This is a genomic window from Agrobacterium sp. rho-8.1, assembly GCF_033957725.1.
Taxonomy (GTDB): Bacteria; Pseudomonadota; Alphaproteobacteria; order Rhizobiales; family Rhizobiaceae; genus Agrobacterium.
The window spans coordinates 1,230,387-1,256,826 of the sequence record NZ_CP192788.1; the positions used below are offsets into that span (position 1 = coordinate 1,230,387).

Genomic DNA, 26,440 nt, shown 5'->3' on the forward strand with positions numbered 1-26,440 from the left:
GGTGAAGCGCCGCGTGAAGGATGCGGCACCAGCGCTGTCGTCTCAGCCTGTGTCACGAAGCCTGTCGCAACAAGGGTCGCTACGGGCGCAATGGCTCAAGGCACAGCAGCCATGCGTAAAACGTCTGAACCGTCAGTCTGTTCACGCCGACAGAGCAGCTTTCTGCTGTGCGATGGTTTCCAGCATAGCCTCGACGTCCTTCGTTGCGGCGCTCATGGCATCCGCGTCGCGGGCACGCACGACGATCTCGGTCGAAAAGCGCTGCCCGTCATATTTCGGATAGGAGCCGATGCTGGTTTGCGGATGGGCTTTCTGAACCGCGCTCAATGGCGTTCCGATATCGCCTTCGCCGTAGGGAGAATGAACGGCCTGGGACAGGACTTTCGCGCCCGTTCGCAAAGTCGGCATGACGTTGTCCAGCATCGCCTGAAACACCTGTGGAACCCCTGCCATGACGTAGACGTTTTCAACGATAAACCCGGGCGCCACAGAAACCGGATTGACGATATGTTGCGCCCCGCGCGGCATCCGCGCCATGCGCTTGCGAGCATCTGTAAATTCCATCTCGCGCTTCTGGTACATCTCGCCCAGAAGCCGCAGGGCCTCGGCGTCGTGCTCGCAGGGCAGGCCGAAAGCGGCTGAAATGGCATCTGCCGTGATATCGTCATGGGTCGGGCCAATACCGCCTGAAGTGAAGACATAATCATAGCGCGCCCGCAGCGCATTCAACGCCTCGATGATGTCAGGCTCTTCATCCGCAACGATGCGTACTTCCTTGAGATCGATGCCAGACATCGTCAGTACATCAGCGAGATGACCAATATTCTTGTCTTTCGTGCGGCCAGACAAGAGCTCGTCACCGATGGCGAGCATAGCTGCGGATACGAGGCTTGAAGCGGAGGAGGGTGCAGACATGGAGGGCACTCGCAATGGAATATCCGCAGACGTTACCGCGAAGGACACGGATTGCAATACGCCAATGGAAGGAAGGTGAAAAAACTGGAACGCGCGAGGGCTCTTCGAAAATAGAGCTGGGAAATCGCACGACGATAAACGATTTTTCAAATCGTCCGAATTAGGCATTATACCCAATCGCGTGCCGGTTTAAATGATGGGGTTGATCATCATCAGGCAGGTGACGATGACGAAGCCAAGTACGGAGAGTTCCAGCACACTGTTAAGACCGTCACGCATCTCTTTTACCTTTCATATTCGTGAAAGAAGAACGTGCAAAAGTTAACGAAGTTCCATGACGTGGGCGTGAAATCGAGCGTTTTCTATTGGGGCTGTAACAACGAATTCAGGTCACAAGCAGAGCGAAAATCCAGTGGCCGACGATACTGATGACCAGACATGCGACGAGCAGACTGAAAAGTATTTTTTTCTTCATGATTGGATGCCTTGGGCGAAATGGATGCTTCGTCTGGAGCGTTTGCGTGTCACCAAGGAAACGCTCTAGCGGTTTGTGACGCAAAATTTAAGACCTGAACTCCGCCTGCGTCATTATGCCTTTACGTCCAGCCCTGCTTCGATGGCGGCTTCTACGAAGGCTTGCCGGGCATCTTCCGGTTTCTTTTTACCCGCATCGACGGCTGCAAAAACGAGGAGGGCCCGATCCAGCTTTTCGCCATCCTCTTCCGGCCAGTCCTCGATGAGGGCCCAGGATGCTGCCTGCGTCGATTCGATGCTGACATAAACACCAGGTTCTTCCAGAGCGACGAGGACAGGTTTTTTCCAAGGCGTTTGCATGATTGATCCCATAACGGCCACGTTGGAGCGCGTTTAAAAGGTTCCGGTCGTCAGTACAAGGCCAATCCACACGGACGGGCTGTCCGCATCAGTCGTCGCGACCGAACATCGACCAGCTTCTGATGATCCGTCGGTCTATAATCTTGAGCGAGCGGTCAGGCTGGATCTGGTAGGTTTCGACGACCCGGTCGTCGAAGCGTCGGAAATTGTGCGTGAACGTGCTGCCGATTGGCGACTTGGTGAGTTTCGTGCGAGGCTGGCCGCGATAGGTGATGCTGCCGGGGATCGGCTCAAGACTGTAGGAGGAGATTGCCGTCGCGCTGAAGCCTGTGGCGTTGCAGCTCGCCAGAGCTAAGGTCAATCCTGCACTAACCAAAGCGATGGACAGTTTCATGATTCTCTCCGGGTCTGTGATGGGTTGCCACTCTGCGCAGCGATGCTACCAGCCTAAACTGCCGAGGGGGAAGGATGTTCCGAGGGAAATACAGACCCCGGGCCGCCATTGATCCCTGGGTGAGTGTCCATGGGGCATCGCCTCATCCCGAAATGATAACGGGGATCACGCGAACGCATTGGCGGAAGTCATGGGCGAGATGCATCCAGAAATGTCTTGGCGCAGCGCCATCAACCATTCACACGCCTTTTGCCTCATCGTTGGTGATCCAATCAAGAAACCAAGCCACCGGGTCGCGAAGGTTCATATTGATGATGGCCCTTTGCTTGCCGACGACGTGACCGGAACAACAGCGTTCGCGGACTGGGAGGCTGACCGAGGGCAAGCGTAAGCTGATCCGTCAAGGTCACGGGTTTGAGGAACGAAAGCGAGTTGGCGCTGAACTTCGAGCAGAAGGGTATCGTTGTTCATGAGCAATCCCCATCTGACAGCCGCCCGTATTGATCAGGTGCTGGATAAGGCCGCAAGGCCATCTGGCAACCCATCACGTATTATCTGGACGCTGCCAGCTATCGGCAGGCGCATTGGCGTCGGTGCTGACTTCGTGCGCGACACCCTGGCAAAGCAGGACGGCTCCCCGGTCAAGGAAATCGGGGGGCGGTACTACGCATTCGAAGAAGACTTGATTACCTTCCTACGGTTTAAAGACGGCAACCAGTAAAGCCACAAAGCTTATGATGACCGCGATCCATGTGGCCCAAGGCTTATAATAAATATCAATTTCGGCAGCGCACTCTCGCCTCAATATCATTTTTGCTTTCTCACTGAGGTAGTGCCGATAGTGGACACTTGACCAATCCCAATCATCGTTGGTTTCCATTTCTTTGTAGATGCGTTGTGGAATCGGCACTCCCCAGTGCCTTGCTCTTTCAATAGCTTTGCGACTTTCGATTTCATCCAGGTCTGCCTGGAGGAGGTCGCGATCCGAATAATGATCCCAATACATTTTTTGAGCTTCAACCGACCCGGGTTTGAATTTGCTACCAGTCCTAGCGCGTTCATATCTCTGGTCCATGTGATTTAGATCATGTCGTAATTGAATTACCTTATAGCGATCACAATTCCATTTCTTCACACGCGATATGTAGCCCACATCAAACCCCGCTAAACCACGAAATCCCCGCTCAAACCATTACGCGATTCGGTGCCAGATACGCCATAAACTGGTGCATGAGCTGGAACCCTTTCAAACGTACCGAAACGATTGAGACACGCGACGAGAACGTCAAAGACGTTGACGGCGTTCTTACCGCTCTCTGGTCTGGCATAGAGCCCGGATCAGTCGCCATCTCTGGAGCCGCTGCGCTCCGCGTTCCCGCCGTTGCCAACGCGGTGCGGGTTATCTCCGAAGCCGCTGCCACCCTCGATATCCGCATCATGGAACGCCGGGAAGACGGCACCGAGGAAGAGGACCGCAATCATCCGCTTGGCGTGATGCTTCGGGGTGATGTGAACCCTTGGACTTCCGGCTTCGAACTCATCCGCGATCTGGCTGCCGACGCGCTCACCCGAGACTGGGGTGGCCTTGCCTATGTGAACCGTGTCCGCAACGAGCTGCGCGAAGTTAACGAGATCGTCCAGCGCGGCGCATTCGCCAAATCCTGACTGCCTCCATGACCGGGCTGCTCGAAGCGTACCTCATTGCGATCTGGACCGTGCGCGAATGTCAGAAGGCAATCGAGGAGCATGGCATCCTCACAAAGACAGCCCACGGTAATCTCAAGCCGAACCCAGCCTCTGGCCTGATGTCCAAGGCGCAAGAGACCGTTGCCCGCATGTCGGCAGAGCTTGGCCTGACACCGGCAGCTAGAGCAAAGCAAGGGTTCGGCGCGAAGGATAAACCGAAGACAGGAGGCGCACCCGATGGCCTCGACGTCTGAAATAGTGGGAATTTCCCACAATAAAGCCACGCGCCCGGAATGGATATTCGACGGCAGCGAGATTGAAGACCCGTTCGGCTTTGGCGAACGCGCTGTGGACTTCTTGCGCCGGCTGAAGCATCCCAAGAGCGAGAGCGGTGATTTCGAGCTGCCGTTGTTCTGGGAGCGCATCGTCCGGCGCATCTATGGCCCGTGCTGTCCCAACAAGCGCCGTCAGGTGAAGACGGTTTTCATCCTCCTGCCGCGTGGTGCCAGGAAGACCACGATGGGCGCTGGCCTCGCATTGCTCCATACGGTGGGCTGGGAGCGAGTTCCCGGTGGTCAGGCCATCCCGTCATACATCGCCGCCGGTGCCGTCTTCCGCTGCAAAGACCCGCGGCTAAACACCCGCATCATTCCCGGTTCCGTACAGGTCGCAGACGGCCAGATGCCGGTTGCTCGTTTCCAGCTTATGGAGGTGCCGAAGTGAACCTTGAAAAGCTCCTCTGTGTGGAACTGAAGCGCCAGCTTGAAGCCAAGGGTGTGTGTATGACGCACATACCAGCGGGCGGTGAGATGCTGTGGAAATGGTTCAATGCTCTCAACCGGACCCGGCAGGTGGGCATGAGCGGACCACAGTCGATCACCTACGCGGAAATCGCAGGTTATTCGACCATTGCTCGCCAAGCCATCGAGCCGCGCCACGTGGCCATCCTGATCGCGATGGATCAAACATATCTCGATTGCGTGTACACGAAGGCTGCACCATTGCCGGAAGGCGTTAAGGCGTTGCCGCCGATCTCCAAGGTGCCGCTAAATGCTGGCCTGCTCGATGCCATGTTTGGAGGGAAGTGATGCCTCGAAAGGATGGATATTGGAGTGGCTGGGATGAGTACCGCCATGGCAGTAAGCGGGCCGTCACTCTGGCCCCCGTGATGCCCAAAGAGCAGAGAAAGCACGCAATCGACGGCGTCTTTGATTTGCTCGTAGACTGGCGCAAAACTCCTTTCGAAATTGAGGGGCCAGTGCGGGCAGCTCTTCGGTCAGCGTTTTGCCTGAAAGGAGAGACTTGGTCACGAGCCGATCACGAAGCTGCAAGCATTCTCACGGCAGCATTTCAGCGAACGGGCGCCTGTCGACCTTCCTGGGATGAAGGTCAGCCTGAGTATGCCGATGTGGATAGCATCTGTGGTTGGTGCTTGAAATCACTCCCAGATGAAATGGTCGATGGGTTGCGTAAGGTGCGGTTCTGCTCCACCGAATGCGCGCGTGCTGCGATCGTGACCAGAGACTATTTGAGTACAAGGCGCGAAAACGTGATCGCTCAATCCGCTATCACGCTCATCACCCGAACGCGGAACACGGTGAGAGAATGCATGCATTGTGGAGGTCCCTACCACCCCGAAAGGGAAAACAAGCGACAAATATTTTGTTCTCTCCGCTGCCGAGCAGAGCAACAAAGAACCGTCATGATCCGCCCATGCAAACAATGTGGAAAGCACTTTAAACCGAAGAGCAACTCGCCCATTTTCTGCTCTCGGGTATGCTACCGCGTGGCACATGAGGCGCCGCAAATGGTTTGTGTGGAGTGCGGTTGCTCATTCAAGCGAAAGAAAAAATCCCAGTATCTTTGCAGCGCAGTCTGCGCAAGGACCGCCTTGAACCGAAAGCCGAAGACTGCCATCGTCATCCCGTTCGTGCCGGTCCACATGCTCACGGCCACGGTGATAGATGGGTGGTTTGCGAGGGCGGCTTAGTCCGTCCACCCTCTATTTTCTGGATATTACAGATTGTTCAAAAGCCCGTAGTTGTAGCTACCGGGTTTGTTAGTGTCGGCAATGGCTCTGTCCACTTTTTCAATCGTTTCCTGAATTGATACGAGCGCCTGGATGGTTTTTTTGGTAGGGGACTCATAGCCCTTTTCAATATCGTCAGCGGCTTCGGCAGCAACGGCATTCCTCTGCTTGACGAGATATTCACGAACTTTCTGCAGCTTTTCAAGCGACATCTGTCATCCTTGCTTTTTAGCATTTGCACGAAATTGTTCTGCCATCGCGGGCGCTTGCGCCTTGGGCACAAGGAGGTAGCCACGCTGCGCCATGCAGCCCTTTGCTACGTCGATAACGGCTCCACCCTGCTGATTGCGCACCATAGACGCGTTCACCTCACTCACAAAACTGCCGTTAGAATATACGACTGGCGCGCCAACTGCTGACTTTTGAGCCTCACCCGTGCAGATCGTTTTATCTATCTCGTACTGTTGTAGAAGATGAGGATTGCCGACCTGAGATTGGCCGTCTGTGCGGAGCCATATCATTTCTTCCTGCGGTGCAGTTTGGCAGCCGGAAAGAGCGGCCACACATGCGGCTGCCGCGAAAGCGTATCGAATATTCATTGTATTCCCCTAATTCACCCCTAACGGGCAAAGTGCCAGATTGCACGGGGGTGTCAAGATGACCTAGAGGCCGGGATATTTCTTTATATGTCGCTTCTGCGCTTGCCAGTCCGTCCACCCTTGTTTCGTCAGGCTTATGTCGTCGTCGTTGTATTTGCCGATTTGCCCTGGTGAGACCTTGATGTAGCCACGCTCCAACAGCTTCTTCTGTGAGTGGGGTCCGAACGAGCGGACCGAGCAGGAATGGATGCTCACACCGATACCCGCTTCCACGAGGCGCTCCATGGCCCGCGATGCTCGATGGTCGAGTGGTGGCTGAATTGGCTGATCTGGGTCATCTTCCCAGTACTCGTTTCCGTCCGGCGCGAATCCTTGAGGCAATTCCGGTGGCTGTTCTGCAGTCGGGATGACCGTTACCGCTAGGGTTTTCAGATCAATCTGAAAGATGGCACCGACAGCCTTTACTGCACGAAAGATGCGCTGAAGGTCCGCTTGCCGAAAGCTCGCTCTAGTCATTTCTTTTTGCCGCTAACGAGCTTCTCCCGAAGCTTGGCGGTGTCTCAATCTGTCCAGTTGGAAACGTGAGAAGCGGTAGGATTCGATCTCGCTGGCTTTGCTGCTTCTAGGAGTGCGTCAATGTCTTCGGGCATGAAGAACATTGCTTTTCCGATCTCTCGGAATGCACCGATCCGTCTGGCCCGCTCTCTCAAAGTGCGTTCGGAAATCATGATCCCGCGATTGCGGAGCTTCTCAGCCACCATCGCAGGGGTCATTGCTTCGGACAATTCGGCCATTTCCACACCTCATTACCATGTTGCGTGTCGCAATTCATGTCGCGTGTAATAGCGGAGGTCAAACGGAAATGACCGGAAACCAAGGGAAGTGGGGCGCAACACAGAGCGACACGGGACCCTGACTGCAAGAAGGGTAGTTTCGCTTAAAGTGTTGATTTTATTGGTGATTTTTTGGAGGCCTCGCCCGGAATTGAACCGGGGTACGAGGATTTGCAGTCCTCTGCGTCACCACTCCGCCACGAGGCCTCACCGACGCGGTATTTAGCGCCATGGCGGGGATTTAGAACGAATCCATTTTACGTGCAATAGGGCAGGTGGGAAAAAGCCGAAGAAGTATTGTGGAAAAAAGCCGCACGGCTCGTCATGAACCGATGCGGCATTTCGGCAGGGTCAGATTCGACCGAGCAGAACCAGAATAAGCACGATGACCAGGACCAGTCCGAGGCCGCCGGACAGGCCATAACCGTAATTGTGGAAGCCCCAATTCGGCAATGCGCCGATGAGAAACAGGATAAGAAGGACGACGAGAATTGTACCGAGCATGGTGCTCTCCGACGGTTGTTGAACGTTTACAGTCCTTTATCAATGATGAGTCAGATAAAAAGTTCCCGTTTTTGATGAGTGTCTGCCGCATACCGTGTGAAAAACATCTGGGGGAATGGCGACAACGCTTTTTCCATAGGGTCTGGTGTGGTTGAGCTTGAAAGCGGCGGCGCAGCCAATTAAGACGGTATGCAAATAGCGCTCGCCTTTTCGGCCTGCTTGCGCGCTCTGATGTGAGGCAAACACGACATGATGGATTTCGAAAACGCCCGTGGAAAGATGGTGGACAGCCAGTTGCGCACCACCGATGTAACGTCGCATTCGGTGCTCAATGCATTTATCAAAGTTCCGCGCGAAGAGTTCGTTCCTGCCGGCATCAAGCAGATTGCCTATGCGGATGAGGATTTGCAGATCTGTCCTGCAAAGGACGGCATCGGCGCTCGCTATATCATGAAGGCGTCGCCGCTCGCCAAGCTGTTGCAGCTGGCCGCCGTCACCAAGGACGATGTCGTGCTCGAAATCGGCGGTGGCAGTGGCTATGTTTCGGCGGTCCTGTCGCAATTGGCGAGTTCCGTCGTTTCGCTGGAATCGGATGAAGAGTTGAGCGCGGCAGCCGCTGCAAAACTGTCCTCGCTGGGATATGACAACGTCGCTGTTGTCACCGGTCCTCTCGACAAGGGCCATGGGGCTGAGGCGCCTTACGATCTCATTTTCATCAACGGTTCTGTCGAGCATGTACCGGCCCCACTTCTGGAGCAGCTGCGCGACGGCGGACGCCTCGTGGCCGTCGTCGGTTATGGCAATTCCGCCAAGGCGACCGTCTACCGTCGCGATGGCAAGGGCACATCGTCCACAACCTTCTTCAACGCATCCGTCAAGCCGGTGCCAGGCTTTGCCAAGACACGCGAATTCGTTTTCTGATCCGACGGACGCGTTTCTCGCGCAATCCTTGAAGCCGGGCGCGCATGTGTCCGGCTTTTGCTTTGTCTGGCAGAAGGATGAAATAAAGCTGTGTAACAAGCCACTTAGTGACCCGCCACGGATTCATTTCCATCCTCGACTACCGTACACTGATTGTGATTCGGAGCGCGTATCGTTTGCTCCATTCCGTCTTTGAACGTGAAAATCGGGGATATCAATGGCTCAGTCCAGCGTCGCGCGCGAACCATCCATGGAAGAAATTCTGGCATCCATTCGCCGCATCATCGAAAGCAATGAGCCTGCCTCTGCGGATGCTTTCGGCGCGCCCTTGCCCCCGGTTTACGATGAGGACGAGGAAAGCGACAGCGCCTCCTTCGTCGCCGAACTCGCAAGCCCTCCCGCCCATGTTCCTCCTGCGGCCAATCAGGGGTTTGGTGCACGCCAGCAGCATGAGCCGCTCAACATGGTTCGGTCTGAAATGACGGGCAGTGAGGCGTCCGAGAAAACAATGTCGCTGGCAGACGTGGCAGCGCGGGTCAGAGCCGCTGCAGACCGCAATGCCTCGCTTGGTCCGCAAGGCTACGCCGCGCAAAGGCCTGCCGAGCCATCACCTGCCGTCATGCAGGCGGCGCCACAGCCGGAACGTTATGTGCCCGCGCCACGACCCGCTGACATTCGCCCTCTGATGAACGCGCAGCCCGCTTCCGTGGCTCCGCAGCCGCAGGCGGCGCCGTTCTTCGATCGTCCGGCGCCCGTACAGGAGCCGCAGCCTTTACCCGTCTGGGAAAATATCGAGCTTCGTGGCGCCGTCGAACCGGAGGATCAGGCACCTGCATTTCCCGAAGTGGTGGAGGAGCAGCCCGTTGCCGTTTCGCACGACGAGAAGCCAGACAACAATAGCCTGTCCCTGAACCTGATTTCGGCCGCCGCCGGTGCGCAAATCCAGCGTTCGTTTGGCGAACTCGCCGAGATGTTCGACGGCGTGGAGCGTCCGACCGTCGAGCAGATGGCGCAGGATATGTTGCGGCCGATGTTGCAGGATTGGCTGGAAGACAACCTTCCGACGCTGGTCGAGAGACTGGTGCGCGAGGAGATCGAACGCGTTGCCCGCGGCCCGCGCCGTTGATCGTCAGCGAGCGCCGCTTTTTCAAGGCGGCGGGACGGATGACAGTGATGGGTGTTTTGTCATCATGCTTATTCGCGTGTGCATATCGATAGATTGAATGACGACGTCCAGGGCAGACCTTCGCAGTTTGCCCCATCTCTTCAGCGTCAGAGCCGCTCTTTTGACAGGGCGGCTTTTTGTTTGTTGAGCTTTGCCGTCGAAATCTCCACAGGCTGTTGACTCTCCACCGCCCATCCGTATTTAAAAAATCAAACATATGGCGCATTGCGATCCCTGGGATCCGTGGTGCACTGTAGATTTGCTGTATTGTCGTATGTCGTTTCGCAAAACCGCTGCAAATGTGCGCGACATGCTCCAGAACTCTAAAATTCAGGTCCGTAAATGCTCGAAAAGACCTACGATTCCGCATCCGTAGAACCCAAAATTGCCAAAGCCTGGGACGAGGCCAATGCATTTCGCGCTGGCGCGAACGCCAAGCCGGGCGCGGAAACGTTCACAATCGTAATACCGCCACCGAACGTGACCGGCTCGCTCCACATGGGTCACGCCCTCAACAATACGCTTCAGGACATCATGGTCCGGTTCGAGCGCATGCGCGGCAAGGACGTGTTGTGGCAGCCGGGCATGGACCATGCCGGTATCGCCACCCAGATGGTCGTCGAGCGCAAGCTGATGGAAAACCAGCTTCCGGGCCGTCGTGAGATGGGCCGTGAGGCTTTTATTGAGAAAGTCTGGCAGTGGAAGGAAGAGTCCGGCGGGCTGATCTTCAACCAGCTGAAGCGCCTGGGCGCATCCTGCGACTGGTCACGTGAGCGCTTCACGATGGATGAGGGGCTTTCCGAGGCCGTTCTGGAAGTCTTCGTCTCGCTCTATAAGGAAGGCCTGATCTACAAGGACATGCGCCTTGTGAACTGGGACCCAAAGCTTCTGACGGCGATCTCCGATATGGAAGTCGAGCAGGTGGAAGTGAAGGGGAACCTCTGGCATTTCCGTTATCCGCTGGAAGAAGGCGTCACCTATCAATACCCATGTGCATGGGATGATCGTGGACAGCCGACTGAATTCGAAACCCGCGATTACATCGTCGTTGCAACGACCCGCCCGGAAACAATGCTGGGCGATACCGGCATTGCGGTGAACCCGGAAGACGAGCGTTACAAGTCCATTGTCGGCAAACACGCCGTCCTGCCGATCGTCGGTCGCAAGATCCCCATTGTTGCCGATGACTATGCCGATCCGTCGGCGGGCACGGGTGCCGTCAAGATCACGCCAGCGCATGACTTCAACGATTTCGAAGTCGGCAAACGGGCGGGGCTTCGGGCCATCAACATTCTCAACACCGATGCCACAGTCACCATCAAGGACAACGAGGATTTCCTCGAAGGCCTGACGCCGACGGCCATGCAGACCGGTATATGGGACCAGCTTGAGGGGATGGATCGTTTCAAGGCACGAGCCTTGATTGTCCAGATTTTCGAAGAGGGCGGTTTCCTCGACAAGATCGAGCCGCACAAGCACATGGTCCCGCATGGCGACCGTGGCGGCGTACCGATCGAGCCGCGCATGACCGAGCAATGGTGGGTGGACAACAAGACGCTCGCCAAGCCGGCAATCGAATCTGTTCGCGAAGGCCGCACCAATTTCGTGCCGAAGAACTGGGAAAACACCTACTTCCAGTGGATGGAGAACATCCAGCCATGGTGCATCTCGCGCCAACTGTGGTGGGGCCACCAGATCCCCGCTTGGTATGGTCCCGATGGCCAGGTTTTTGTTGAGAAGACCGAAGAAGAAGCGCTTCAGGCCGCTATCCAGCACTATATTGCCCATGAAGGCCCATGGAAGGCCTGGGTCGAGGAGAAGCTGGAGAACTTCAAGCCCGGTGAAATCCTGACGCGTGACGAAGACGTTCTCGATACGTGGTTCTCGTCAGCCCTGTGGCCGTTCTCGACGCTCGGCTGGCCGGAAAAGACGCCGGAGCTTGCGCGCTACTATCCAACCAATGTTCTGGTCACCGGCTTCGACATCATTCCGTTCTGGGTGGTGCGGATGATGCAGATGGGCCTGCACTTCATGAAGGACGAGGCGGGTAACCCGGTCGAGCCGTTCCACACGATCTACATCCATGCGCTGGTTCGCGACAAGAACGGCCAGAAGATGTCGAAGTCGAAGGGCAACGTCATCGACCCGCTCGACCTGATCGACGAATATGGTGCTGACGCGCTACGCTTCACGCTGGCCATCATGGCGGCGCAAGGGCGTGACGTGAAGCTGGACCCAGCCCGTATTGCCGGTTACCGCAACTTCGGCACCAAGCTGTGGAATGCAACGCGGTTTGCCGAAATGAACGGCGTCAAGCGCGATCCGCATTTCATTCCCGAAGCAACGACGCAGACGATCAACCGCTGGATTCTGACCGAGCTGGCAGACGCTGCCAAGGATGTGACAGCTGCCATCGAGAACTATCGTTTCAACGATGCGGCGGGCCTGCTCTATCGCTTCGTGTGGAACCAGGTCTGCGACTGGTATCTGGAACTGCTGAAGCCTGTCTTCAGCGGTGAAGACGAAGGTGCCAAGATCGAAGCGCAGGCTTGTGCGGCATACGTTCTGGAGGAGATCTACAAGCTGCTGCACCCGTTCATGCCGTTCATGACGGAAGAGTTGTGGGCGCATTCGGCAGGCGAAGGCGAAAGCCGCGCCGATCTGCTGTGCCACACGGACTGGCCAGCGCCTCAGTTCCGCGACGACGCGGCAGCAGCCGAAATCAACTGGCTGATTGATCTCGTCTCCGGTATTCGCTCGACGCGCTCGGAAATGAACGTGCCGCCGGGTGCAATGGCACCGCTGGTCATCGTCGCCGCGAGCCCGACCACGGAAACGCGTCTCGACCGCCACTCGGCCGCGATCCGCCGTCTGGCCCGTGCTGACGAAATTCTGGCTGCGGACGTCGCGCCCAAGGGCTCGGCACAGATCGTGTTGGGCGAGGCAACGGTTTGCATTCCGCTCGGCAACCTCATTGATGTCGCCGCAGAAAAAGCCAGACTTGAAAAGGCCATCGGCAAGGCGGAAAGCGAAATGGAGCGGATCGACAAGAAGCTGTCGAACGAGAAGTTCGTATCCAACGCCGACCCGGACGTTGTCGCGGCAGACCGCGAACGCAAGGCCGAACTTGAGGTCCAGATCAAGAGCTTGAAGACGGCCCTCTTACGGGTCAATGAAGCAGGCTGAGCCTGACGATAGAGTGACTTGCAAAAAAAAAGCGCTCCTGCAGAGGGGCGCTTTTTTGTTCGAGCATGCAGCTGCAAGAATCAACGCTGTCAGGATTAACCCACGGCGAAAAATGCGTTCTTCATCGCCGGATTTCTCCAGCGCCGACAGAGTGAGGCGAAAGCGCGGCTTTTGCATGTGAAAATTGTGGATGTTGTCAGTTCGCTACAGTAGCGTGGTAAGGCGCTAATTTATTCCAAGAAAATAGTGTGCATTTGATTTCCTTGGAAAAAAAAACCAGTTTGGGACATAGAGCCCATCGCGGTCAGCATCTTACGTCAAGTTATTTTGCGCTGCAAAAAATCCCGGGCCTACGCCGTAGATTGTGTTTCCTTTCAAAGCATTGCACTTTCGACGCATCATATTGCCTTGATTGGGGAGAGAGATGGCAACACATAATCATTTTATCAGTGGCGCTTTGGGCCTTGCTATCGGTATCACGTCGATCACGCCTGCTTTTGCAGGTGGTCTGGAGCGCGGCGGTTACAATATCGACCAGCTGTTTGATGCATCGCCATTCAGTTTTTCATCCGGTGTTACCTATGTGATGCCGCAGCGAAAGCTGAAGAACGTACGTGATACCGACGCCTCGGATGGTCTTGGCAACAACGGCAGAGGCGCGGGATCCACGACTGCCGATGACAGCGAAAACTATGCGATCCCCTATGTCGGCTTCAAGGGCGGCTATGGTCCAGTCGATTGCCTAGTCGATTATTCCCAGCCATTCGGTGCTCATCTCAATCCGGGATCCGGTTGGGTTGGCGCTCAGAGCAACATTGAGACAAAGGTCCGCACCGACAATTACGGCCTCACCTGCTCCTACAAGTTCGATGCGGGTCCAGGCCAATTCCGTGTGATCGGTGGCGGTTTTTACCAGGAGATCGAGGCTTTCAAGACGCGACTCGTTGCGCCAATCACCGGCCCTGCGTCGGCGGTCTTCGATGGGGTCGGCCGTCTTGATATCAGTGATGAAGCGCTCGGCTGGCGCGCCGGTGTTGCTTACGAGATTCCAGAATATGCGCTACGTGCAAGCCTCGTTTACAACAGTCGCGTGAAGTATGACAATCTTTCAGGTTCGCTCGATCTGACCGAAATTCCGCGCGCTGTTAATCCTGCGAACCCATTCTTTGGGAGGCGTTTCGGAGTGATAGGGTCTGCGGAGGCGCCTGACTCGCTTGAGCTTAAAGTCCAAAGCGGGATCGCTCCGGACTGGCTTGCTTTCGGATCTGTCAAATGGACGAACTGGAGTTTGATCCAGTCCATCGGTTTCTGCCCGGTTGCTTCCACCGGATTGCCTTGCCCCCCAGGCGGTGTGACATCTCTCGATCAGCTTTATCGTGATGGCTGGACGGTTTCGGGCGGTGTTGGTCACAAGTTCAACGATCAGTGGTCGGGTGCTCTGAGCCTGACCTGGGATCGTGGCACGAGCACCGGTGTTGGATCACAGACCGATACATGGACCGTGGGAGCGGGTGTATCTTATGCCGTAACGGAAAATATCGAATGGCGTGTTGCAGGCGCCGTCGGACTTTTGACAAGCGGAAGCTCCGGTGCGGTCACGCGCGGCGGTGTCACTTACGGTGATGACGTCGCCTACGACTTCGGAAACGATCTCGTCAGCGCTGTTTCCACGTCGGTCAAAGTAAAGTTTTAATACTCGTTAAGACAAAAATGAACCCGGTCTTTCGAGGCCGGGTTTTTTGTTGCCAACTGCTAATATTGTGACGATTTGGCAACATATTTATGCAACCTTCACGTAGCGTAAGAATGCGGACGTATTTGTCCATTTCCCGCCACAAACAAGTTGCTTGTCTGTTTTCGAGAGACGCGGGGAATGAAAGAATATGCAGGCTTCGAGGGTGGCTCTGCGGGTTTGGTGGACGTGAAAACGGGTTTGGATTCAGTGTTTAAGGACGTAAAAGCGGATTTTCAATTCGCGCGCTTCCTTCACGGAATCCGAATGGCGGTAAAACGCCGTGATGTTGCCGAAAATGGCAGATACATTCGTTGGCATGAAAATACTGATCTGGGGCCACAATTGATCTCTGGCAGCACACGAGACTGTGCGGCTGGACCGTTGAAGTGTGTCCAATTCCCGGGATAGTCGGGAATGTCTTCGCTGTGTTGTTTGAGTACTCGCTATAGGCCGGGAAGAGTGAGAGAAGTTCGTTGAAATGCTGAAATGTGACATCAACGTTTTAAAGCCGCTATGTCTGGGAGTGTTGCTCGTATCGATGGCAATACCGGCCGCAGCTTTCGACATCAATTCGGGTGTGACGAAGGAATCCGGTCCTTTCGATCTCTTCAAATTCGGTTTCAAGTCGTACAAGAGCGGCAAGAAGGATGATGCTGTCGAAGCGTATCGCTATGCCGCTGAAAAGGGTCACACCGGCTCGCGCTGGGCGCTTGCGAATATGTATGCCTTTGGTGATGGTGTTGCCAAAAACGATTTCGAAGCTTTCAAGATTTACAGCGAAATTGCCAGTCAGGGTGTAGAGCCCGGCTCCGAGGACACGGGCTTCTTCGTCAACGCGCTTCTTTCGCTCGCCGATTACTATCGCCACGGTATTCCCGGTAGCCCCGTCAAAACCGATCTGTCACAGGCCCGCCAGCTCTATTTCCAGGTCGCCTCGACCTTCGGTGTGGCCGAGGCCCAGTTTGAGCTTGCACAGATGATACTGGCAGGCGAGGGCGGTCGTGCAGACACCCAGCAGGCCAAGAAGTGGCTGAATCAGGCGCGCAAGCACGGTCATGCCGGCGCCATGTCCATCTTCGGCAATCTCCTGTTTCAGGAAGGTCAGACCGTACGTGGGCTCGCTTTCATGACGGCAGCGCTGGACAAGTGTTCCGCCGCCAACTGCAAGTGGATACAGAACATGCAGGAACAGGCGTTCTCTGTTGCTGCAGAAGAAGACAGACGTGTTGCGATTTCGCTCGCGCAGAATATTGCTCTGGGTGATGCTGACTGATTTTAATCGACCGACGCCCATGATCGGGTGCTTGGCTGGGTTGCGTCGTCATCCTTCAGACAAGCCCGAGGATGACGAGGAGAGGGTGAACAGCTTCACCCCATCAGACTGTCATGACGCCAGCTGAAAATCAAAATATCCGCAGACCGGCACGTGGTCGGACGGCTTTTCCCAGGCACGAACGTGCTTTTCGATGGAAACCGATTGCAGCTTGTCGGCCGCCTCGCAGGACAGCATCAGGTGATCGATGCGGATGCCGTTGTTCTTGGGCCATGCGCCTGCCTGATAATCCCAGAACGTATAAAGCCCCGCCTCATCGGTGGTGGCACGTGTGGCGTCCGTCAGGCCCAGATTTTCCAGTTTGCGGAAGGCTGCGCGGGTGGTGGGCAGGAACAATGCGTCACCTTCCCAGGCGCGCGGGTCGTAGCAATCGAAGGGTTCGGGGATGACGTTGTAGTCGCCAGCGAGAATAAGCGGCTCTTCGAGAAGAAGGCGGTCCTGCGCAAAGCGGGTCAGTCGCTCCATCCAGGCCAGTTTGTAAGGGTACTTGACCGGATCATCCGGCGGGTTGCCATTGGGCAGATAGAGCGAGCAGACGCGGATTGCCCCGCCCTTGACGGAGAAGACGCCTTCGATGAAACGGGCCTGTTCGTCGGCATCGTCGCCCGGCAGTCCGCGATTGATCTCGTCTGGCATCATCTTGGATAGAAGCGCCACGCCGTTGAAGCCTTTTTGCCCGTGGGTTTCCACGTGGTAGCCCAGCGCTTCGATGTCGAGGCGCGGAAAATTTTCATCGACGGATTTGATTTCCTGGAGGCAGGCAATGTCAGGGCTTGAATCCTTAAGCCATTGGCAGAGGTTTTCGATGCGCGCCTTGACGCCGTTGATGTTCCAGGTGGCAATCTTCATCGGACATTCCATTTTCACTATGGCTTGTTTAAACCATACGCAGCCGAATGCCACCCGTTTTCACAGTTTCAACAGGCTTGGGAGAACCTCAGGTCAGACCGAAAAGCTGGTACCGCAGCCGCAGCTTGCGACGGCATTGGGGTTTTTGATCTGGAACGACTGGCCGAGCAGATTGTCGACGAAATCGATTTCAGACCCTTCCATGTAGACGACCGACATGCTGTCGATCAGGACCTTGGCGTCGTCGCGCAAAATGACGAGGTCATCGTCGGTGGGCGCGCCATCCAAGTCGAATTTGTAGGAAAAGCCCGAGCAGCCACCGCCCTCGACGGAAACGCGCAAGGATTGCTTGCCCTCTTCGGAGGCAACGATCTGGGCGATTCGCTTGGCGGCGGATTCTGAAAGTGTAATGTATGTGGTCATGTTGTTTCTCCAACCGGGGTCAAGAACCGGAGAGCGGTGTTTTCTCGTCTTCGTGATTATAAACCAGTCAAATTAACGGTCTATAGCCTTGTTGCGCGGCGATGACGCTTTGCGGCAACCTTCGGGATAGGTATGAAGGGTAAGGGAAAAGGTCAATGGCAAGACCGCGTGATAGAGTTCAGCAGGGTAAAGAATGATAATCGATCAGCGTGCACTGGGTTTCGGCAGCGGAGATCGGGCGGTCTATGCCACCGATCCATGGACGACGCGTGGACGGTTGTTCCCCGAGACCTCCAGCCTCACACGCTCTGATTTTCAACGTGATCGCGATCGCATCGTCCACACCACAGCTTTCCGACGCCTCAAGCACAAGACGCAGGTCTTCATCAGCCCCGATGGAGACCACTATCGCACACGCCTGACGCACACGGTGGAGGTGGCGCAGATTGCCCGTGCTCTGGCGCGGGCTTTGAAGCTTGATGAGGACCTTGCGGAAGGCGTTGCGCTGGTTCACGATTTTGGACACACGCCGTTCGGCCACACCGGTGAGGACGCGCTAGATGCCATGTTGAAGCCCTATGGCGGCTTTGACCACAACGCCCAGTCGCTGCGCATCGTCACCAAGCTGGAACGCCGATATGCCGAATATGACGGTATCAACCTGACGTGGGAAACCTTGGAAGGCTTGGTCAAGCACAACGGTCCGCTGGTCGGCGAAAATGCCAGGGATGGCCATGGTGCCGTGGCGCTGCCCATTCTCGAATATTGCCAATTGCAGGATCTGGAAATCGGCACCTTCGCCAGCCTAGAAGCCCAGGTCGCTGCCATCGCCGACGATATCGCCTACAACACGCACGACATCGATGACGGTCTGCGTGCAGGCTACCTGACATTCGAGATGCTGGAGGAGGTGCCTTTCCTCAGTGGTCTGATGGCGGACGTGCGGGCCAAATATCCAAACCTCGAAAACGAGCGCTTCGCCCATGAAATCATGCGCCGCCAGATCACCCGCATGGTCGAAGACGTGATCGGCGTTGCCCAGCACAATCTGTTGAAGCTCAAGCCGACATGCTCCGCCGACATCCGCGCGGCGAGCTTCACCGTCGCGACGTTTTCTCCCGAAATGGCGGAAACGGACAGGCAGATCAAGAAGTTGCTGTTTGCGCATATCTATCGTCATGCCGATATCATGCGGATCAGGGCAGGGGCGACACAGATCGTCACCGACCTGTTTCACCGCTACATGGAAACGCCTGCCGAAATGCAAAGCCACTACTGGGTGGACAGTATTGCGGGCATGAGCGTGGCCGCGAGAGCCCGTCATGTCGGGGATTATCTGGCCGGTATGACCGATAGTTATGCACTGAAAGCGCACCAGCGCCTGTTTGACCATACACCCGATTTGCGGTAGGCAGCGGGCAAATGTGGACCCGATCCAAGGGTCCGGTAAGCCGGATTGCCCGGACTGAGATGCAAGACGTTTGCGCAGGTATATGATGATGAATATTTTTGCCGATTTCGACACCAGAATCAAAAACGCGCTCGAGACGATCGATCTCGTCAAGGCGCATCGCGATGCGGTGGATTTCGGCCGCATCACCGTGGAATCGCCACGCGATTCCACTCATGGCGATGTCGCGACCAATGCCGCCATGGTCTTGGCAAAGCCACTCGGCACCAATCCGCGTGCGCTGGCAGAACTCATCGCGCCTGTGCTGGAACGCGACGAAGACGTCGATAGCGTCAATGTCGCGGGTCCTGGCTTCATCAATATCCGCGTTTCCGTTGCCTATTGGCAGCGCCTGTTGGCAGACATGATCGAGAACGGCGCTGATTACGGCCGCTCAAACATCGGTGCGGGCAAGAAGGTGAACGTGGAATACGTCTCCGCCAACCCCACTGGCCCCATGCATGTCGGCCATTGCCGTGGCGCCGTCGTGGGCGATACGCTGGCGAACCTTCTGTCTTTTGCCGGTTACGAGGTCGTCAAGGAATATTACATCAACGACGCCGGCTCACAGATCGACGTGCTTGCACGCTCCGTCTTCCTGCGTTACCGCGAAGCTCTGGGCGAAGAGATCGGTGTCATTCCCCCCGGTCTTTATCCGGGTGATTATCTGGTGCCGCTCGGCCACGCGCTTGTCGATGAATTCGGCATCAAGCTGCGGGCCATGCCGGAAGAGCAATGGTTGCCGATCGTCAAGGACAAGGCCATCGACGCGATGATGGTGATGATCCGCCAGGATCTGGCTGCGCTGAACGTGAAGCACGACGTGTTCTATTCGGAACGCACGCTGCATGCCGGTAACGCTGGCCCCATTCTGTCTGCCATCAACGACCTCACCTTCAAGGGGCATGTCTACAAGGGCACGCTGCCGCCGCCCAAAGGTGAGTTGCCGGATGACTGGGAAGACCGCGAGCAGACGCTGTTCCGTTCCACTGAAGTCGGTGACGACATGGACCGTGCGCTGATCAAGTCCGATGGCTCCTACACCTATTTTGCTGCTGATGTTGCCTACTTCAAGGATAAGTACGACCGCGGCTTCGGCGAGATGATCTATGTTCTGGGCGCCGACCATGGCGGATACGTCAAGCGGCTGGAAGCGGTGGCGCGGGCCGTGTCCGAGGGCAAGTCCAAACTGACGGTTCTTTTGTGCCAGCTGGTCAAACTTTTTCGTGATGGCGAGCCCGTCAAAATGTCGAAACGCTCAGGCGATTTCGTGACTTTGCGCGAGGTTGTGGATGAGGTCGGACGTGATCCGGTGCGATTCATGATGCTCTATCGCAAGAGCTCGGAGCCTCTGGATTTCGATTTTGCTAAAGTAACGGAGCAATCCAAAGATAATCCCGTGTTTTATGTGCAGTATGCGCATGCCCGCTGCAAGTCCGTTTTCAGGCAGGCAAACGAGGCGTTTCCAGACCTGGATGTGTCCTCGGAGACCATGGTGGCCAGTGCATCATTGATTAGTGATATCAATGAATTGCAGCTGATTGCTAAACTGGCAGAATATCCGCGCATGATCGAGTCCATCGCGCTCAATCATGAGCCGCACAGACTGGCGTTTTACCTCTATGATCTCGCAAGTTCCTTCCATGGGCATTGGAATAAAGGTAAAGATCAGCCAGGATTACGTTTTGTTAACGATAAAAACCGAGAATTAAGTGTTGCCAGGTTAGGGCTGGTGAATGCTGTCGCAAATGTACTGAAGTCTGGACTGACGCTTTTAGGAGCAGACGCACCCGACGAAATGCGATAACATCTCACCATTATTTGCTCACAATACGCTGGCAAGAGCTTTGACGCGTAGATGGTGGAACACGTAATGGTCGATAAAAATGTCGCGTATAACCGGGAAAACCGGACAGAACAGTTCGACGACAACGATCCTCTAGCGCAATTGGCGCGTCTTGTCGGGCAAGAGGATCGGCCATCCCACGTTGCTGCGCCGGTTTCACAGCAAGCAGGGCCGCGCCGTGAGCCCGAATTCAACCTCGAAGATGAATTGCTTCGCGAATTCGCCATTTATGATTCTCCCCGTCATGAGCCAATCGTTCTCGACGCCGCAAACGACGTGCGTACATCGCCGGTCCCCGCCGGTGAGTTCATGCAGCGTGTCGAATCCGTCTTTGCGCGCAAGGAGCCTGAGATTCAGCCGGTGGAGCAGTATGCGCCCGCCGACGCCGAGGAGTATCTGGTCGCAGAGCATAGCGCTGATAGTACGGCCGCCAGCAACCTGCGCGACGATTTTAGCGACGACCCTGCGTCTGTCGCAGCTTTGTTCGACGTGTCCCAACGCGGGACAGTCCATCAGGCGGCGGAACCGGTTTTCGAAGATGTATCTACCGGTTCTCAGGTTGAGGAAATAGTCGCTCACGTCGAACCCGTTTCGTATCACGAGCAGCCTGCCGTTGAGCCGGTTTACGCACGTCCCGTCGAAGATACGCCTGCACCGTACTATGTTGCACCCGCTGTCGTCCAGAATGCCGATTGGGAGCGTATGGCGGAGACATCCGGCGGTTCGCCTATCGATCTCATCAGCGAACTCGAAATGTCCGTGACTGACGCACCGGTCGCACCGTCGCAGGCGCCCGCACCGATTGCCCGCCGTTCGTCGCTTGATTATTCCAGCCTTCGCTTACCGCTGGCGAATTTCGGAGCGCCACGCCCGACACCCGTCGCCGCGTCGCCGGCCGAGCAGGTCGTTCAGGCACCCGTTTCCGCCGAGTTCACACAGCCGCTTACTGCTCCTGCCAACCATGTCGAACCTGCCATTCCAGCCGGGCTGAAGCTTTCGGCGATGGATGAACTGATCTACGATGTGGCGAAATACGAAATCAGCAGCAAGGAAGCGACCACCGCGACGCCTTCTTCCCGCGTTGAGCCGGTTGTTTCGGTTGAGCCGCCTGTTGTCACGCCGCCGCCTGCACCTGCGCGAGCGGAGCCACCTGTTGTCCAGACTATCGCGAAATCCGAGCCGGATATGAGCGATTTCGATACGTTCAAGGATGATGATTTCGAGCTGGCTCTTGATGATTTCGATTTCGATATCGATCTGTCCGAGATTGCCAATATCGATGTCGCCGTTGCAACGGAACCGACGCCTGCACCTGTGGCGCAGGCTCAGGCTCAGCCAAAGCCATTTGTTGCCCCGATATCCGCACCAGTGGCGGTCGCCACCGTGCGTGCTGAACCTTTTGCGCTACCGGTCATCAAACAGGAAGCACCGCGTCCTGTGGCGCCGGTTGTCGTCGCGCCACCTGCGACGCTCGAAAGCCTGCCGTTTGATCCGTCGCAGATCGGCGAGACGGAAGACCAGCCGGAAACCATCACCGAAATGGAAGTGCCCGAACTGCCGATGAGCGTGTTCGAGCCAAAGCCTGTACCGCGTCGACAGGAAGAAGATCTCGATCTCGACACCGAACTGGCTTCGCTTTTTGCTCCTGCGGCGACAGGTGGTCTTGACCGCCATAAAAACGCCGATGGCCGCCCGGTTTCAGGCCAGCTGCAGCCGACGCAGGAAGAGGTCGATGAGTTCGAACGTGCGCTGGAGCAGGATTTCCGTCGCAGCATGGAAGAAGCAGCCGAAACGCGCTCCTCCGGCGAGCACATGGCCCGCGCCGCGATTACCCAGCCCGTTCGTTACAGCGACGACGAAGATCGCGGCAGCGCGCGCCGCTGGTTCGTGCCGATGGCCGCTGCTGTCGGCGTTCTCCTGATCGGCGGGGGCACCTATGCTCTGATGTCCGGTGGCTCTTTGAGCTCCGGCTCCAATGGCGCACCGGTTATCATTTCCGCTGATAGCGAGCCGACCAAGGTCGTGCCCGATAATCCTGGGGGGCGCGTCGTTCCGAACCAGGACAAGGCGGTTTACAACCGTGTCGCTGGTGGTGCACCTGCCGATCCAAAACAGTCTTCGCTGATCTCTTCCGATGAGCAGCCGGTTGATGTCGTGCAGCGCACGCTGATCCCAGAGCAATTGCCGCTTGAAGGCGAGAACGAAGACATGGACGGGGTTGCGTCGACCCCGGTCGGTGATACTGAAGATCCACGCTTGTTGTCTCCGGACGAGACGGCGCGTTCGGCTGAAAATCAGGGCGGTTCGCCGGTCAATGTTTCGCCGCGCAAGGTCCGCACGATGATCGTCAAGCCTGATGGCACGCTGGTTGCGCAGGACGTTCCGGCTCCGGCCACACCATCTGCGCCACAGGCAGACCGTGTTGACGAACTTGCAGCACCTCAGACAACGGCTGCTGTTGAACGTGCACCTGCGGTGATTTCCGCCTCACGTGTTGCTGTTTCGCCAGAGCCGCCTGCTCAGCAGCCACAGGCACCTGTCGCCGCAGCGGCGAAGCCTGCACAGACGGCGGCACCAATGCCTGCGTCGCGTCCAGCGTCTCAGCCGACCACTGTCACGGCTGCTGTCACGACACAAGGCAACGTTCGCCCGGCTCCGCCTTCGCAGCCTGCGCAGGAAACCGCCGCTGCTCCAACACCGGCCACCAATGCGTCGTCCGCGGGCGGTTACTTTGTGCAGGTCGCCTCGCTTCCAAGCCAGGCAGAAGCCCAGAAATCGTACCAGAACCTGTCCGCGAAGTTCGGCTCCGTCATTGGCGGTCGGGGTGTGGACATCAAGGCCGCCGAAATCGCTGGCAAGGGCACCTTCTATCGTGTGCGCATTCCAGCTGGCGACAAGAACGAAGCCGCAGCGCTGTGCGAGCGTTTTCGCTCTGCTGGCGGCAGCTGCCTGATCGCTCGGTGATTTTGGGGCTAAGCAAAAGATGGAGCCGGGATAGTTTTACTGTCCCGGCTTTTTTATGCCTATCTATTTTTCAAGCGGGACGAATCCATGACTGAAACGAAAGCTATGATCCTTGGCTGTAGCGGCCTGACCCTGACGCAGGACGAGATCGCGCTTTATAGGGCCGAGCAGCCTTGGGGCTTCATTCTGTTCGGGCGCAATATCGGTGATATCAAGCAAATCCAGGATCTCGTCACCTCCATGCGTGATGCCGTTGGCCGTGCCGATGCGCCCGTAATGATCGATCAGGAAGGCGGCCGTGTCCAACGCATCCGCTCGCCTATCCTGCAATCCTACCCCAATGCGCAGGCACTGGGCGACATCTACCTGCGTGACCAGCAGCAGGGGTTGCGTGCGGCCTGGCTGATGTCCCGCCTGCACGCGTTTGACCTGATGAAACTGGGCATCACCGTCGATTGCCTGCCTGTTCTCGACGTACCTGTCGAAGGCGCAAGCAACGTCATCGGCAACCGTGCCTATGGGTTCGATCCGGCACTGGTGGCGGCCATGGGGCAGGCGGCTGCCGATGGGTTGAAAGCGGGCGGCATGTTGCCCGTGATGAAGCATATTCCCGGCCATGGCCGAGGTCTGGTCGATTCGCACCATGAATTGCCGGTGGTCGATGTGCGCTTGGACGAGCTGGATAGGCATGACTTCGTGCCGTTTTGCGCCTTGAGCAAGGAACTGATGGCGATGAGCGCGCATCTGGTGTTTACCGCCATCGATGCCGAGCGCCCGGCCACCACATCGCCGATCGTCATCAACGAAATCATTCGCGGTCGCCTGGGTTTCGATGGCCTGCTCATCTCCGATGACAGCTCGATGAACGCTTTGAAAGGCACGCTGGGCGAACGTGCGGCCAATATTATTGCGGGTGGCTGCGATATGGTCTTGCATTGCAACGGCGTGATGGATGAAATGCTGCAGGTCGTGAAAGAGGTTCCTGTTCTTTCCGGCAAGTCTCTCGAGCGTGTTCGGGCCGTCGAAACTGGATTTCCGGTGGCTGATGGTGCAGACGAAACGGCACTGAGAGACGAATTCAACGCCATGCTGCCAATTGCCTGAGGCGATCCAGCCGGGCGTTTTCCATTGACGGGCCTGGTGGACGAATGAATGGCGACAGATAAATCGCGCGGCGGCGCGCCGATGGAAAAGCTCTGGGAGGATATCAAGCCCGAGCGAGCCACCGGCGAAGCGGCTTTCATGATCGATGTTGCGGGCTTTGAAGGTCCGCTTGATTTGTTGCTGCATCTTGCCCGCACGCAAAAGGTCGATCTATCCCGCATCTCCGTTCTGGCGCTGGCCGAGCAATATCTCGTCTTCGTCGAACAGGCGCGGCGGGTGCGTATCGAGTTGGCCGCCGACTATCTGGTGATGGCGGCCTGGCTGGCCTTCCTTAAGTCGAAGCTTCTCATTCCGCAGCAAAGCAAGGACGATGGCCCGAGCGGCGAGGAAATGGCGGCAACGCTTGCCTTTAGGCTCAAGCGGCTGGAAGCCATGCGCGAGGCAGCCGAGCGGCTGGTCAACCGCCATCATCTGGGCCGCGATGTCTTCGCCCGTGGCGCGCCGGAGCATATCCCCCACAAAAGCCGCTCGTCATTCGAGGCGAGCCTTTATGACCTTCTGAGCGCCTACGCCAATCTTCGCCAGCGTCAGGCCATTACCCAGGTCACCATCGAAAAAAGGCAGGTCTGGTCGCTGGTCGATGCCCGTGAGCTTTTGACCTCCATGCTGGGCGAGATCGGCGAGTGGACCGAGCTGGATCGTTATCTGCTGCAATATGTTGCCGACCCCTCCATGCGGGCCACCGCAATGGCAAGTGCCTTTGCCGCATCGCTGGAACTGGTGCGCGAGGGATCGCTGGAAATTCGCCAGGACGGCGCGTTCCAGCCGATCTTCATGCGCAAGGGCACTGGCCGTGAAAGGACTAGGAATGTCGAGTGATCTGAATGCGGACGAGGACGCAGTCGTGACGAGCGATGCGGGAGCAGAACCTGTGATCACCGATCGGCAGATGAAGGATGCCGAACGCATTGCAGAGGCTCTGGTTTTTGCTTCGGCTCAACCGGTGTCCGAAGCCTTCATTGCCGAACGTCTGCCGAAGGGCGTCGACGTTGTAGCGCTGATGTGGAAGCTGAAGGGCATCTATTCGGAGCGTGGCGTCAATCTCATTCAGGTGGGTGGGCAGTGGGCTTTTAGAACGGCAGGCGATCTGTCCTTCGTCATCCGCATGGATGAGAAGGAGCCGAAGAAGCTGTCGCGGGCCGCCTTGGAAGTCTTGGCGATCATTGCCTATCACCAGCCTGTAACACGAGCGGAGATCGAGGAAATCCGCGGCGTGCAGACCTCGCGCGGGACGTTGGACGTGCTGATGGAAGCGGGCTGGGTGCGGTTTCGCGGGCGGCGCAGGACGCCGGGACGACCCGTCACCATGGGAACGACGGTGGACTTCCTCGATCATTTCGGATTGGAGGAATTGCGCGATCTGCCGGGGTTGGACGAGCTGAAGGGCGCAGGGCTGCTATCTGGCCGCATACCCTCCAATTTCGGCATTCCATTGCCTTCCATGAGCGACGAACTCACGGAGGACGAAGATCCGATCACCCAGCTCGACCTCGAGGAACTGGGACTGCTGGCGCCCAGCGGTGACGAGCCGGAACGCTGACGCCTGTTCTATTGTCGCCGCAATCACAAAGAGTTGCCAACATTTGTCAATTCCTGGATTTATAGTGCCT

Annotated in this window: 27 protein-coding genes and 1 tRNA gene; 16 read left to right on the plus strand and 12 right to left on the minus strand. The window is 56.8% G+C overall.

Going from position 1 to position 26,440, the window contains the following annotated elements; genetic code table 11:
• Positions 1-141: 141 nt before the first annotated feature.
• The 3 genes from RMR21_RS06225 to RMR21_RS06235 form a co-directional block, all read right to left on the minus strand.
• Positions 142-915 carry a competence/damage-inducible protein A gene (locus RMR21_RS06225; protein WP_498669803.1) on the minus strand — a complete coding sequence of 258 codons (774 nt, stop codon included), beginning with the start codon at positions 913-915 and terminating at the stop codon, positions 142-144.
• A gap of 588 nt (positions 916-1,503) precedes the next feature.
• A complete protein-coding gene (locus RMR21_RS06230) occupies positions 1,504-1,749 on the minus strand; it encodes a DUF982 domain-containing protein (protein ID WP_498669804.1) in 246 nt (81 codons plus the stop codon).
• An 88-nt stretch (positions 1,750-1,837) separates the two neighbouring features.
• The gene (locus RMR21_RS06235; RefSeq protein WP_498669805.1) at positions 1,838-2,143 is read right to left on the minus strand and encodes a hypothetical protein; all 306 of its coding nucleotides are present in this window, start codon (positions 2,141-2,143) and stop codon (positions 1,838-1,840) included.
• A 469-nt stretch (positions 2,144-2,612) separates the two neighbouring features.
• Between RMR21_RS06235 and RMR21_RS06240 the strand changes: the two genes are divergently transcribed.
• Entirely contained in the window at positions 2,613-2,864 is a 252-nt protein-coding gene (locus RMR21_RS06240; protein WP_498669806.1) for a hypothetical protein, read from the plus strand.
• On the opposite strand, the gene RMR21_RS06245 is transcribed toward RMR21_RS06240, so the two are convergent.
• Positions 2,838-3,218 carry a hypothetical protein gene (locus tag RMR21_RS06245; RefSeq protein WP_498669807.1) on the minus strand — a complete coding sequence of 127 codons (381 nt, stop codon included), beginning with the start codon at positions 3,216-3,218 and terminating at the stop codon, positions 2,838-2,840. The two genes, RMR21_RS06240 and RMR21_RS06245, sit on opposite strands and share 27 nt — an antisense overlap.
• A gap of 155 nt (positions 3,219-3,373) precedes the next feature.
• Between RMR21_RS06245 and RMR21_RS06250 the strand changes: the two genes are divergently transcribed.
• From RMR21_RS06250 to RMR21_RS06265, 4 genes are read left to right on the plus strand one after another with little or no spacing between them, the layout of a single operon-like run.
• Positions 3,374-3,808 carry a phage portal protein gene (locus RMR21_RS06250; RefSeq protein ID WP_498669808.1) on the plus strand — a complete coding sequence of 145 codons (435 nt, stop codon included), beginning with the start codon at positions 3,374-3,376 and terminating at the stop codon, positions 3,806-3,808.
• 8 nt (positions 3,809-3,816) lie between these two features.
• Entirely contained in the window at positions 3,817-4,083 is a 267-nt protein-coding gene (locus RMR21_RS06255) for a phage terminase small subunit P27 family (RefSeq protein WP_498669809.1), read from the plus strand.
• Complete coding sequence (locus tag RMR21_RS06260) at positions 4,067-4,552, plus strand: hypothetical protein (RefSeq protein ID WP_498669810.1); 486 nt, start codon at positions 4,067-4,069, stop codon at positions 4,550-4,552. The genes RMR21_RS06255 and RMR21_RS06260 overlap by 17 nt, the downstream gene beginning before the upstream one ends.
• Entirely contained in the window at positions 4,549-4,917 is a 369-nt protein-coding gene (locus RMR21_RS06265) for a phage tail assembly chaperone (RefSeq protein ID WP_498669811.1), read from the plus strand. Before RMR21_RS06260 ends, RMR21_RS06265 begins: the two co-directional genes overlap by 4 nt.
• A gap of 928 nt (positions 4,918-5,845) precedes the next feature.
• On the opposite strand, the gene RMR21_RS06270 is transcribed toward RMR21_RS06265, so the two are convergent.
• The 6 genes from RMR21_RS06270 to RMR21_RS06295 form a co-directional block, all read right to left on the minus strand.
• Positions 5,846-6,070, minus strand: a complete 225-nt coding sequence (locus RMR21_RS06270) for a hypothetical protein (protein WP_498669812.1) — start codon at positions 6,068-6,070, stop codon at positions 5,846-5,848.
• Between the two features lie 3 nt (positions 6,071-6,073).
• Complete coding sequence (locus RMR21_RS06275) at positions 6,074-6,457, minus strand: hypothetical protein (protein ID WP_498669813.1); 384 nt, start codon at positions 6,455-6,457, stop codon at positions 6,074-6,076.
• Positions 6,458-6,520: 63 nt separating this feature from the next.
• Entirely contained in the window at positions 6,521-6,973 is a 453-nt protein-coding gene (locus RMR21_RS06280; RefSeq protein ID WP_498669814.1) for a hypothetical protein, read from the minus strand.
• 44 nt (positions 6,974-7,017) lie between these two features.
• Complete coding sequence (locus RMR21_RS06285; protein WP_498669815.1) at positions 7,018-7,251, minus strand: hypothetical protein; 234 nt, start codon at positions 7,249-7,251, stop codon at positions 7,018-7,020.
• Positions 7,252-7,423: 172 nt separating this feature from the next.
• Positions 7,424-7,497 (minus strand) — tRNA-Cys (locus tag RMR21_RS06290).
• 144 nt (positions 7,498-7,641) lie between these two features.
• Positions 7,642-7,794 (minus strand): DUF3309 family protein, encoded by a 153-nt coding sequence (locus RMR21_RS06295; protein WP_174152808.1) that lies wholly within the window; start codon positions 7,792-7,794, stop codon positions 7,642-7,644.
• 249 nt (positions 7,795-8,043) lie between these two features.
• Here RMR21_RS06295 and RMR21_RS06300 point away from each other — a divergent pair, with 249 nt between their 5' ends.
• The 5 genes from RMR21_RS06300 to exoR all read left to right on the plus strand — a co-directional run bounded on the left by RMR21_RS06300 (position 8,044) and on the right by exoR (position 16,074).
• On the plus strand, positions 8,044-8,715 hold the full coding sequence (locus RMR21_RS06300; RefSeq protein ID WP_498669816.1) for a protein-L-isoaspartate O-methyltransferase family protein: 672 nt from the start codon (positions 8,044-8,046) through the stop codon (positions 8,713-8,715).
• Between the two features lie 217 nt (positions 8,716-8,932).
• Positions 8,933-9,841: a PopZ family protein gene (locus RMR21_RS06305; protein WP_498669817.1), complete on the plus strand. Its 909-nt coding sequence runs from the start codon at positions 8,933-8,935 to the stop codon at positions 9,839-9,841.
• A gap of 381 nt (positions 9,842-10,222) precedes the next feature.
• Positions 10,223-13,066, plus strand: a complete 2,844-nt coding sequence (locus tag RMR21_RS06310) for a valine--tRNA ligase (RefSeq protein ID WP_498669818.1) — start codon at positions 10,223-10,225, stop codon at positions 13,064-13,066.
• 424 nt (positions 13,067-13,490) lie between these two features.
• The gene (locus RMR21_RS06315) at positions 13,491-14,759 is read left to right on the plus strand and encodes an OmpP1/FadL family transporter (RefSeq protein ID WP_498669819.1); all 1,269 of its coding nucleotides are present in this window, start codon (positions 13,491-13,493) and stop codon (positions 14,757-14,759) included.
• A 520-nt stretch (positions 14,760-15,279) separates the two neighbouring features.
• Positions 15,280-16,074 carry an exopolysaccharide production regulator ExoR gene (exoR, locus tag RMR21_RS06320; protein WP_174152814.1) on the plus strand — a complete coding sequence of 265 codons (795 nt, stop codon included), beginning with the start codon at positions 15,280-15,282 and terminating at the stop codon, positions 16,072-16,074.
• A 111-nt stretch (positions 16,075-16,185) separates the two neighbouring features.
• On the opposite strand, the gene xth is transcribed toward exoR, so the two are convergent.
• Together xth and erpA are read right to left on the minus strand one after the other, a co-directional pair.
• Complete coding sequence (xth, locus tag RMR21_RS06325) at positions 16,186-16,983, minus strand: exodeoxyribonuclease III (RefSeq protein WP_498669820.1); 798 nt, start codon at positions 16,981-16,983, stop codon at positions 16,186-16,188.
• A gap of 93 nt (positions 16,984-17,076) precedes the next feature.
• Positions 17,077-17,406 carry an iron-sulfur cluster insertion protein ErpA gene (erpA, locus tag RMR21_RS06330; RefSeq protein ID WP_498669821.1) on the minus strand — a complete coding sequence of 110 codons (330 nt, stop codon included), beginning with the start codon at positions 17,404-17,406 and terminating at the stop codon, positions 17,077-17,079.
• Between the two features lie 193 nt (positions 17,407-17,599).
• Here erpA and RMR21_RS06335 point away from each other — a divergent pair, with 193 nt between their 5' ends.
• The 6 genes from RMR21_RS06335 (at position 17,600) to scpB (ending at position 26,370) form a co-directional block, all read left to right on the plus strand.
• Complete coding sequence (locus RMR21_RS06335; protein ID WP_498669822.1) at positions 17,600-18,817, plus strand: deoxyguanosinetriphosphate triphosphohydrolase; 1,218 nt, start codon at positions 17,600-17,602, stop codon at positions 18,815-18,817.
• Between the two features lie 88 nt (positions 18,818-18,905).
• On the plus strand, positions 18,906-20,663 hold the full coding sequence (argS, locus tag RMR21_RS06340) for an arginine--tRNA ligase (RefSeq protein WP_498670089.1): 1,758 nt from the start codon (positions 18,906-18,908) through the stop codon (positions 20,661-20,663).
• 66 nt (positions 20,664-20,729) lie between these two features.
• Positions 20,730-23,666 (plus strand): SPOR domain-containing protein, encoded by a 2,937-nt coding sequence (locus tag RMR21_RS06345; RefSeq protein WP_498669823.1) that lies wholly within the window; start codon positions 20,730-20,732, stop codon positions 23,664-23,666.
• A gap of 87 nt (positions 23,667-23,753) precedes the next feature.
• Positions 23,754-24,770, plus strand: coding sequence for a beta-N-acetylhexosaminidase (nagZ, locus tag RMR21_RS06350; protein ID WP_498669824.1), 1,017 nt, complete (start codon positions 23,754-23,756; stop codon positions 24,768-24,770).
• 48 nt (positions 24,771-24,818) lie between these two features.
• Positions 24,819-25,649, plus strand: a complete 831-nt coding sequence (locus RMR21_RS06355) for a segregation and condensation protein A (protein WP_498669825.1) — start codon at positions 24,819-24,821, stop codon at positions 25,647-25,649.
• Positions 25,639-26,370 carry an SMC-Scp complex subunit ScpB gene (gene scpB, locus RMR21_RS06360; protein WP_498669826.1) on the plus strand — a complete coding sequence of 244 codons (732 nt, stop codon included), beginning with the start codon at positions 25,639-25,641 and terminating at the stop codon, positions 26,368-26,370. The genes RMR21_RS06355 and scpB overlap by 11 nt, the downstream gene beginning before the upstream one ends.
• The last annotated feature ends 70 nt before the right edge of the window (positions 26,371-26,440 follow it).

What these genes read in the sequence shown, in the direction of transcription:
- exoR (WP_174152814.1), top strand. Translation starts at nt 15,280, where the DNA reads ATGCTGAAATGTGACATCAACGTTTTAAAGCCGCTATGTCTGGGAGTG.
- RMR21_RS06305 (WP_498669817.1), top strand. Translation starts at nt 8,933, where the DNA reads ATGGCTCAGTCCAGCGTCGCGCGCGAACCATCCATGGAAGAAATTCTG.
- RMR21_RS06300 (WP_498669816.1), top strand. Translation starts at nt 8,044, where the DNA reads ATGATGGATTTCGAAAACGCCCGTGGAAAGATGGTGGACAGCCAGTTG.
- RMR21_RS06335 (WP_498669822.1), top strand. Translation starts at nt 17,600, where the DNA reads ATGATAATCGATCAGCGTGCACTGGGTTTCGGCAGCGGAGATCGGGCG.
- argS (WP_498670089.1), top strand. Translation starts at nt 18,906, where the DNA reads ATGAATATTTTTGCCGATTTCGACACCAGAATCAAAAACGCGCTCGAG.
- RMR21_RS06295 (WP_174152808.1), bottom strand. Translation starts at nt 7,794, where the DNA reads ATGCTCGGTACAATTCTCGTCGTCCTTCTTATCCTGTTTCTCATCGGC.
- RMR21_RS06345 (WP_498669823.1), top strand. Translation starts at nt 20,730, where the DNA reads ATGGTCGATAAAAATGTCGCGTATAACCGGGAAAACCGGACAGAACAG.
- RMR21_RS06260 (WP_498669810.1), top strand. Translation starts at nt 4,067, where the DNA reads ATGGCCTCGACGTCTGAAATAGTGGGAATTTCCCACAATAAAGCCACG.
- scpB (WP_498669826.1), top strand. Translation starts at nt 25,639, where the DNA reads ATGTCGAGTGATCTGAATGCGGACGAGGACGCAGTCGTGACGAGCGAT.
- RMR21_RS06225 (WP_498669803.1), bottom strand. Translation starts at nt 915, where the DNA reads ATGTCTGCACCCTCCTCCGCTTCAAGCCTCGTATCCGCAGCTATGCTC.
- RMR21_RS06310 (WP_498669818.1), top strand. Translation starts at nt 10,223, where the DNA reads ATGCTCGAAAAGACCTACGATTCCGCATCCGTAGAACCCAAAATTGCC.
- RMR21_RS06235 (WP_498669805.1), bottom strand. Translation starts at nt 2,143, where the DNA reads ATGAAACTGTCCATCGCTTTGGTTAGTGCAGGATTGACCTTAGCTCTG.
- RMR21_RS06255 (WP_498669809.1), top strand. Translation starts at nt 3,817, where the DNA reads ATGACCGGGCTGCTCGAAGCGTACCTCATTGCGATCTGGACCGTGCGC.
- RMR21_RS06315 (WP_498669819.1), top strand. Translation starts at nt 13,491, where the DNA reads ATGGCAACACATAATCATTTTATCAGTGGCGCTTTGGGCCTTGCTATC.
- RMR21_RS06280 (WP_498669814.1), bottom strand. Translation starts at nt 6,973, where the DNA reads ATGACTAGAGCGAGCTTTCGGCAAGCGGACCTTCAGCGCATCTTTCGT.
- xth (WP_498669820.1), bottom strand. Translation starts at nt 16,983, where the DNA reads ATGAAGATTGCCACCTGGAACATCAACGGCGTCAAGGCGCGCATCGAA.
- RMR21_RS06275 (WP_498669813.1), bottom strand. Translation starts at nt 6,457, where the DNA reads ATGAATATTCGATACGCTTTCGCGGCAGCCGCATGTGTGGCCGCTCTT.
- nagZ (WP_498669824.1), top strand. Translation starts at nt 23,754, where the DNA reads ATGACTGAAACGAAAGCTATGATCCTTGGCTGTAGCGGCCTGACCCTG.
- erpA (WP_498669821.1), bottom strand. Translation starts at nt 17,406, where the DNA reads ATGACCACATACATTACACTTTCAGAATCCGCCGCCAAGCGAATCGCC.
- RMR21_RS06355 (WP_498669825.1), top strand. Translation starts at nt 24,819, where the DNA reads ATGGCGACAGATAAATCGCGCGGCGGCGCGCCGATGGAAAAGCTCTGG.
- RMR21_RS06240 (WP_498669806.1), top strand. Translation starts at nt 2,613, where the DNA reads ATGAGCAATCCCCATCTGACAGCCGCCCGTATTGATCAGGTGCTGGAT.
- RMR21_RS06250 (WP_498669808.1), top strand. Translation starts at nt 3,374, where the DNA reads ATGAGCTGGAACCCTTTCAAACGTACCGAAACGATTGAGACACGCGAC.
- RMR21_RS06270 (WP_498669812.1), bottom strand. Translation starts at nt 6,070, where the DNA reads ATGTCGCTTGAAAAGCTGCAGAAAGTTCGTGAATATCTCGTCAAGCAG.
- RMR21_RS06230 (WP_498669804.1), bottom strand. Translation starts at nt 1,749, where the DNA reads ATGCAAACGCCTTGGAAAAAACCTGTCCTCGTCGCTCTGGAAGAACCT.
- RMR21_RS06245 (WP_498669807.1), bottom strand. Translation starts at nt 3,218, where the DNA reads ATGGACCAGAGATATGAACGCGCTAGGACTGGTAGCAAATTCAAACCC.
- RMR21_RS06285 (WP_498669815.1), bottom strand. Translation starts at nt 7,251, where the DNA reads ATGGCCGAATTGTCCGAAGCAATGACCCCTGCGATGGTGGCTGAGAAG.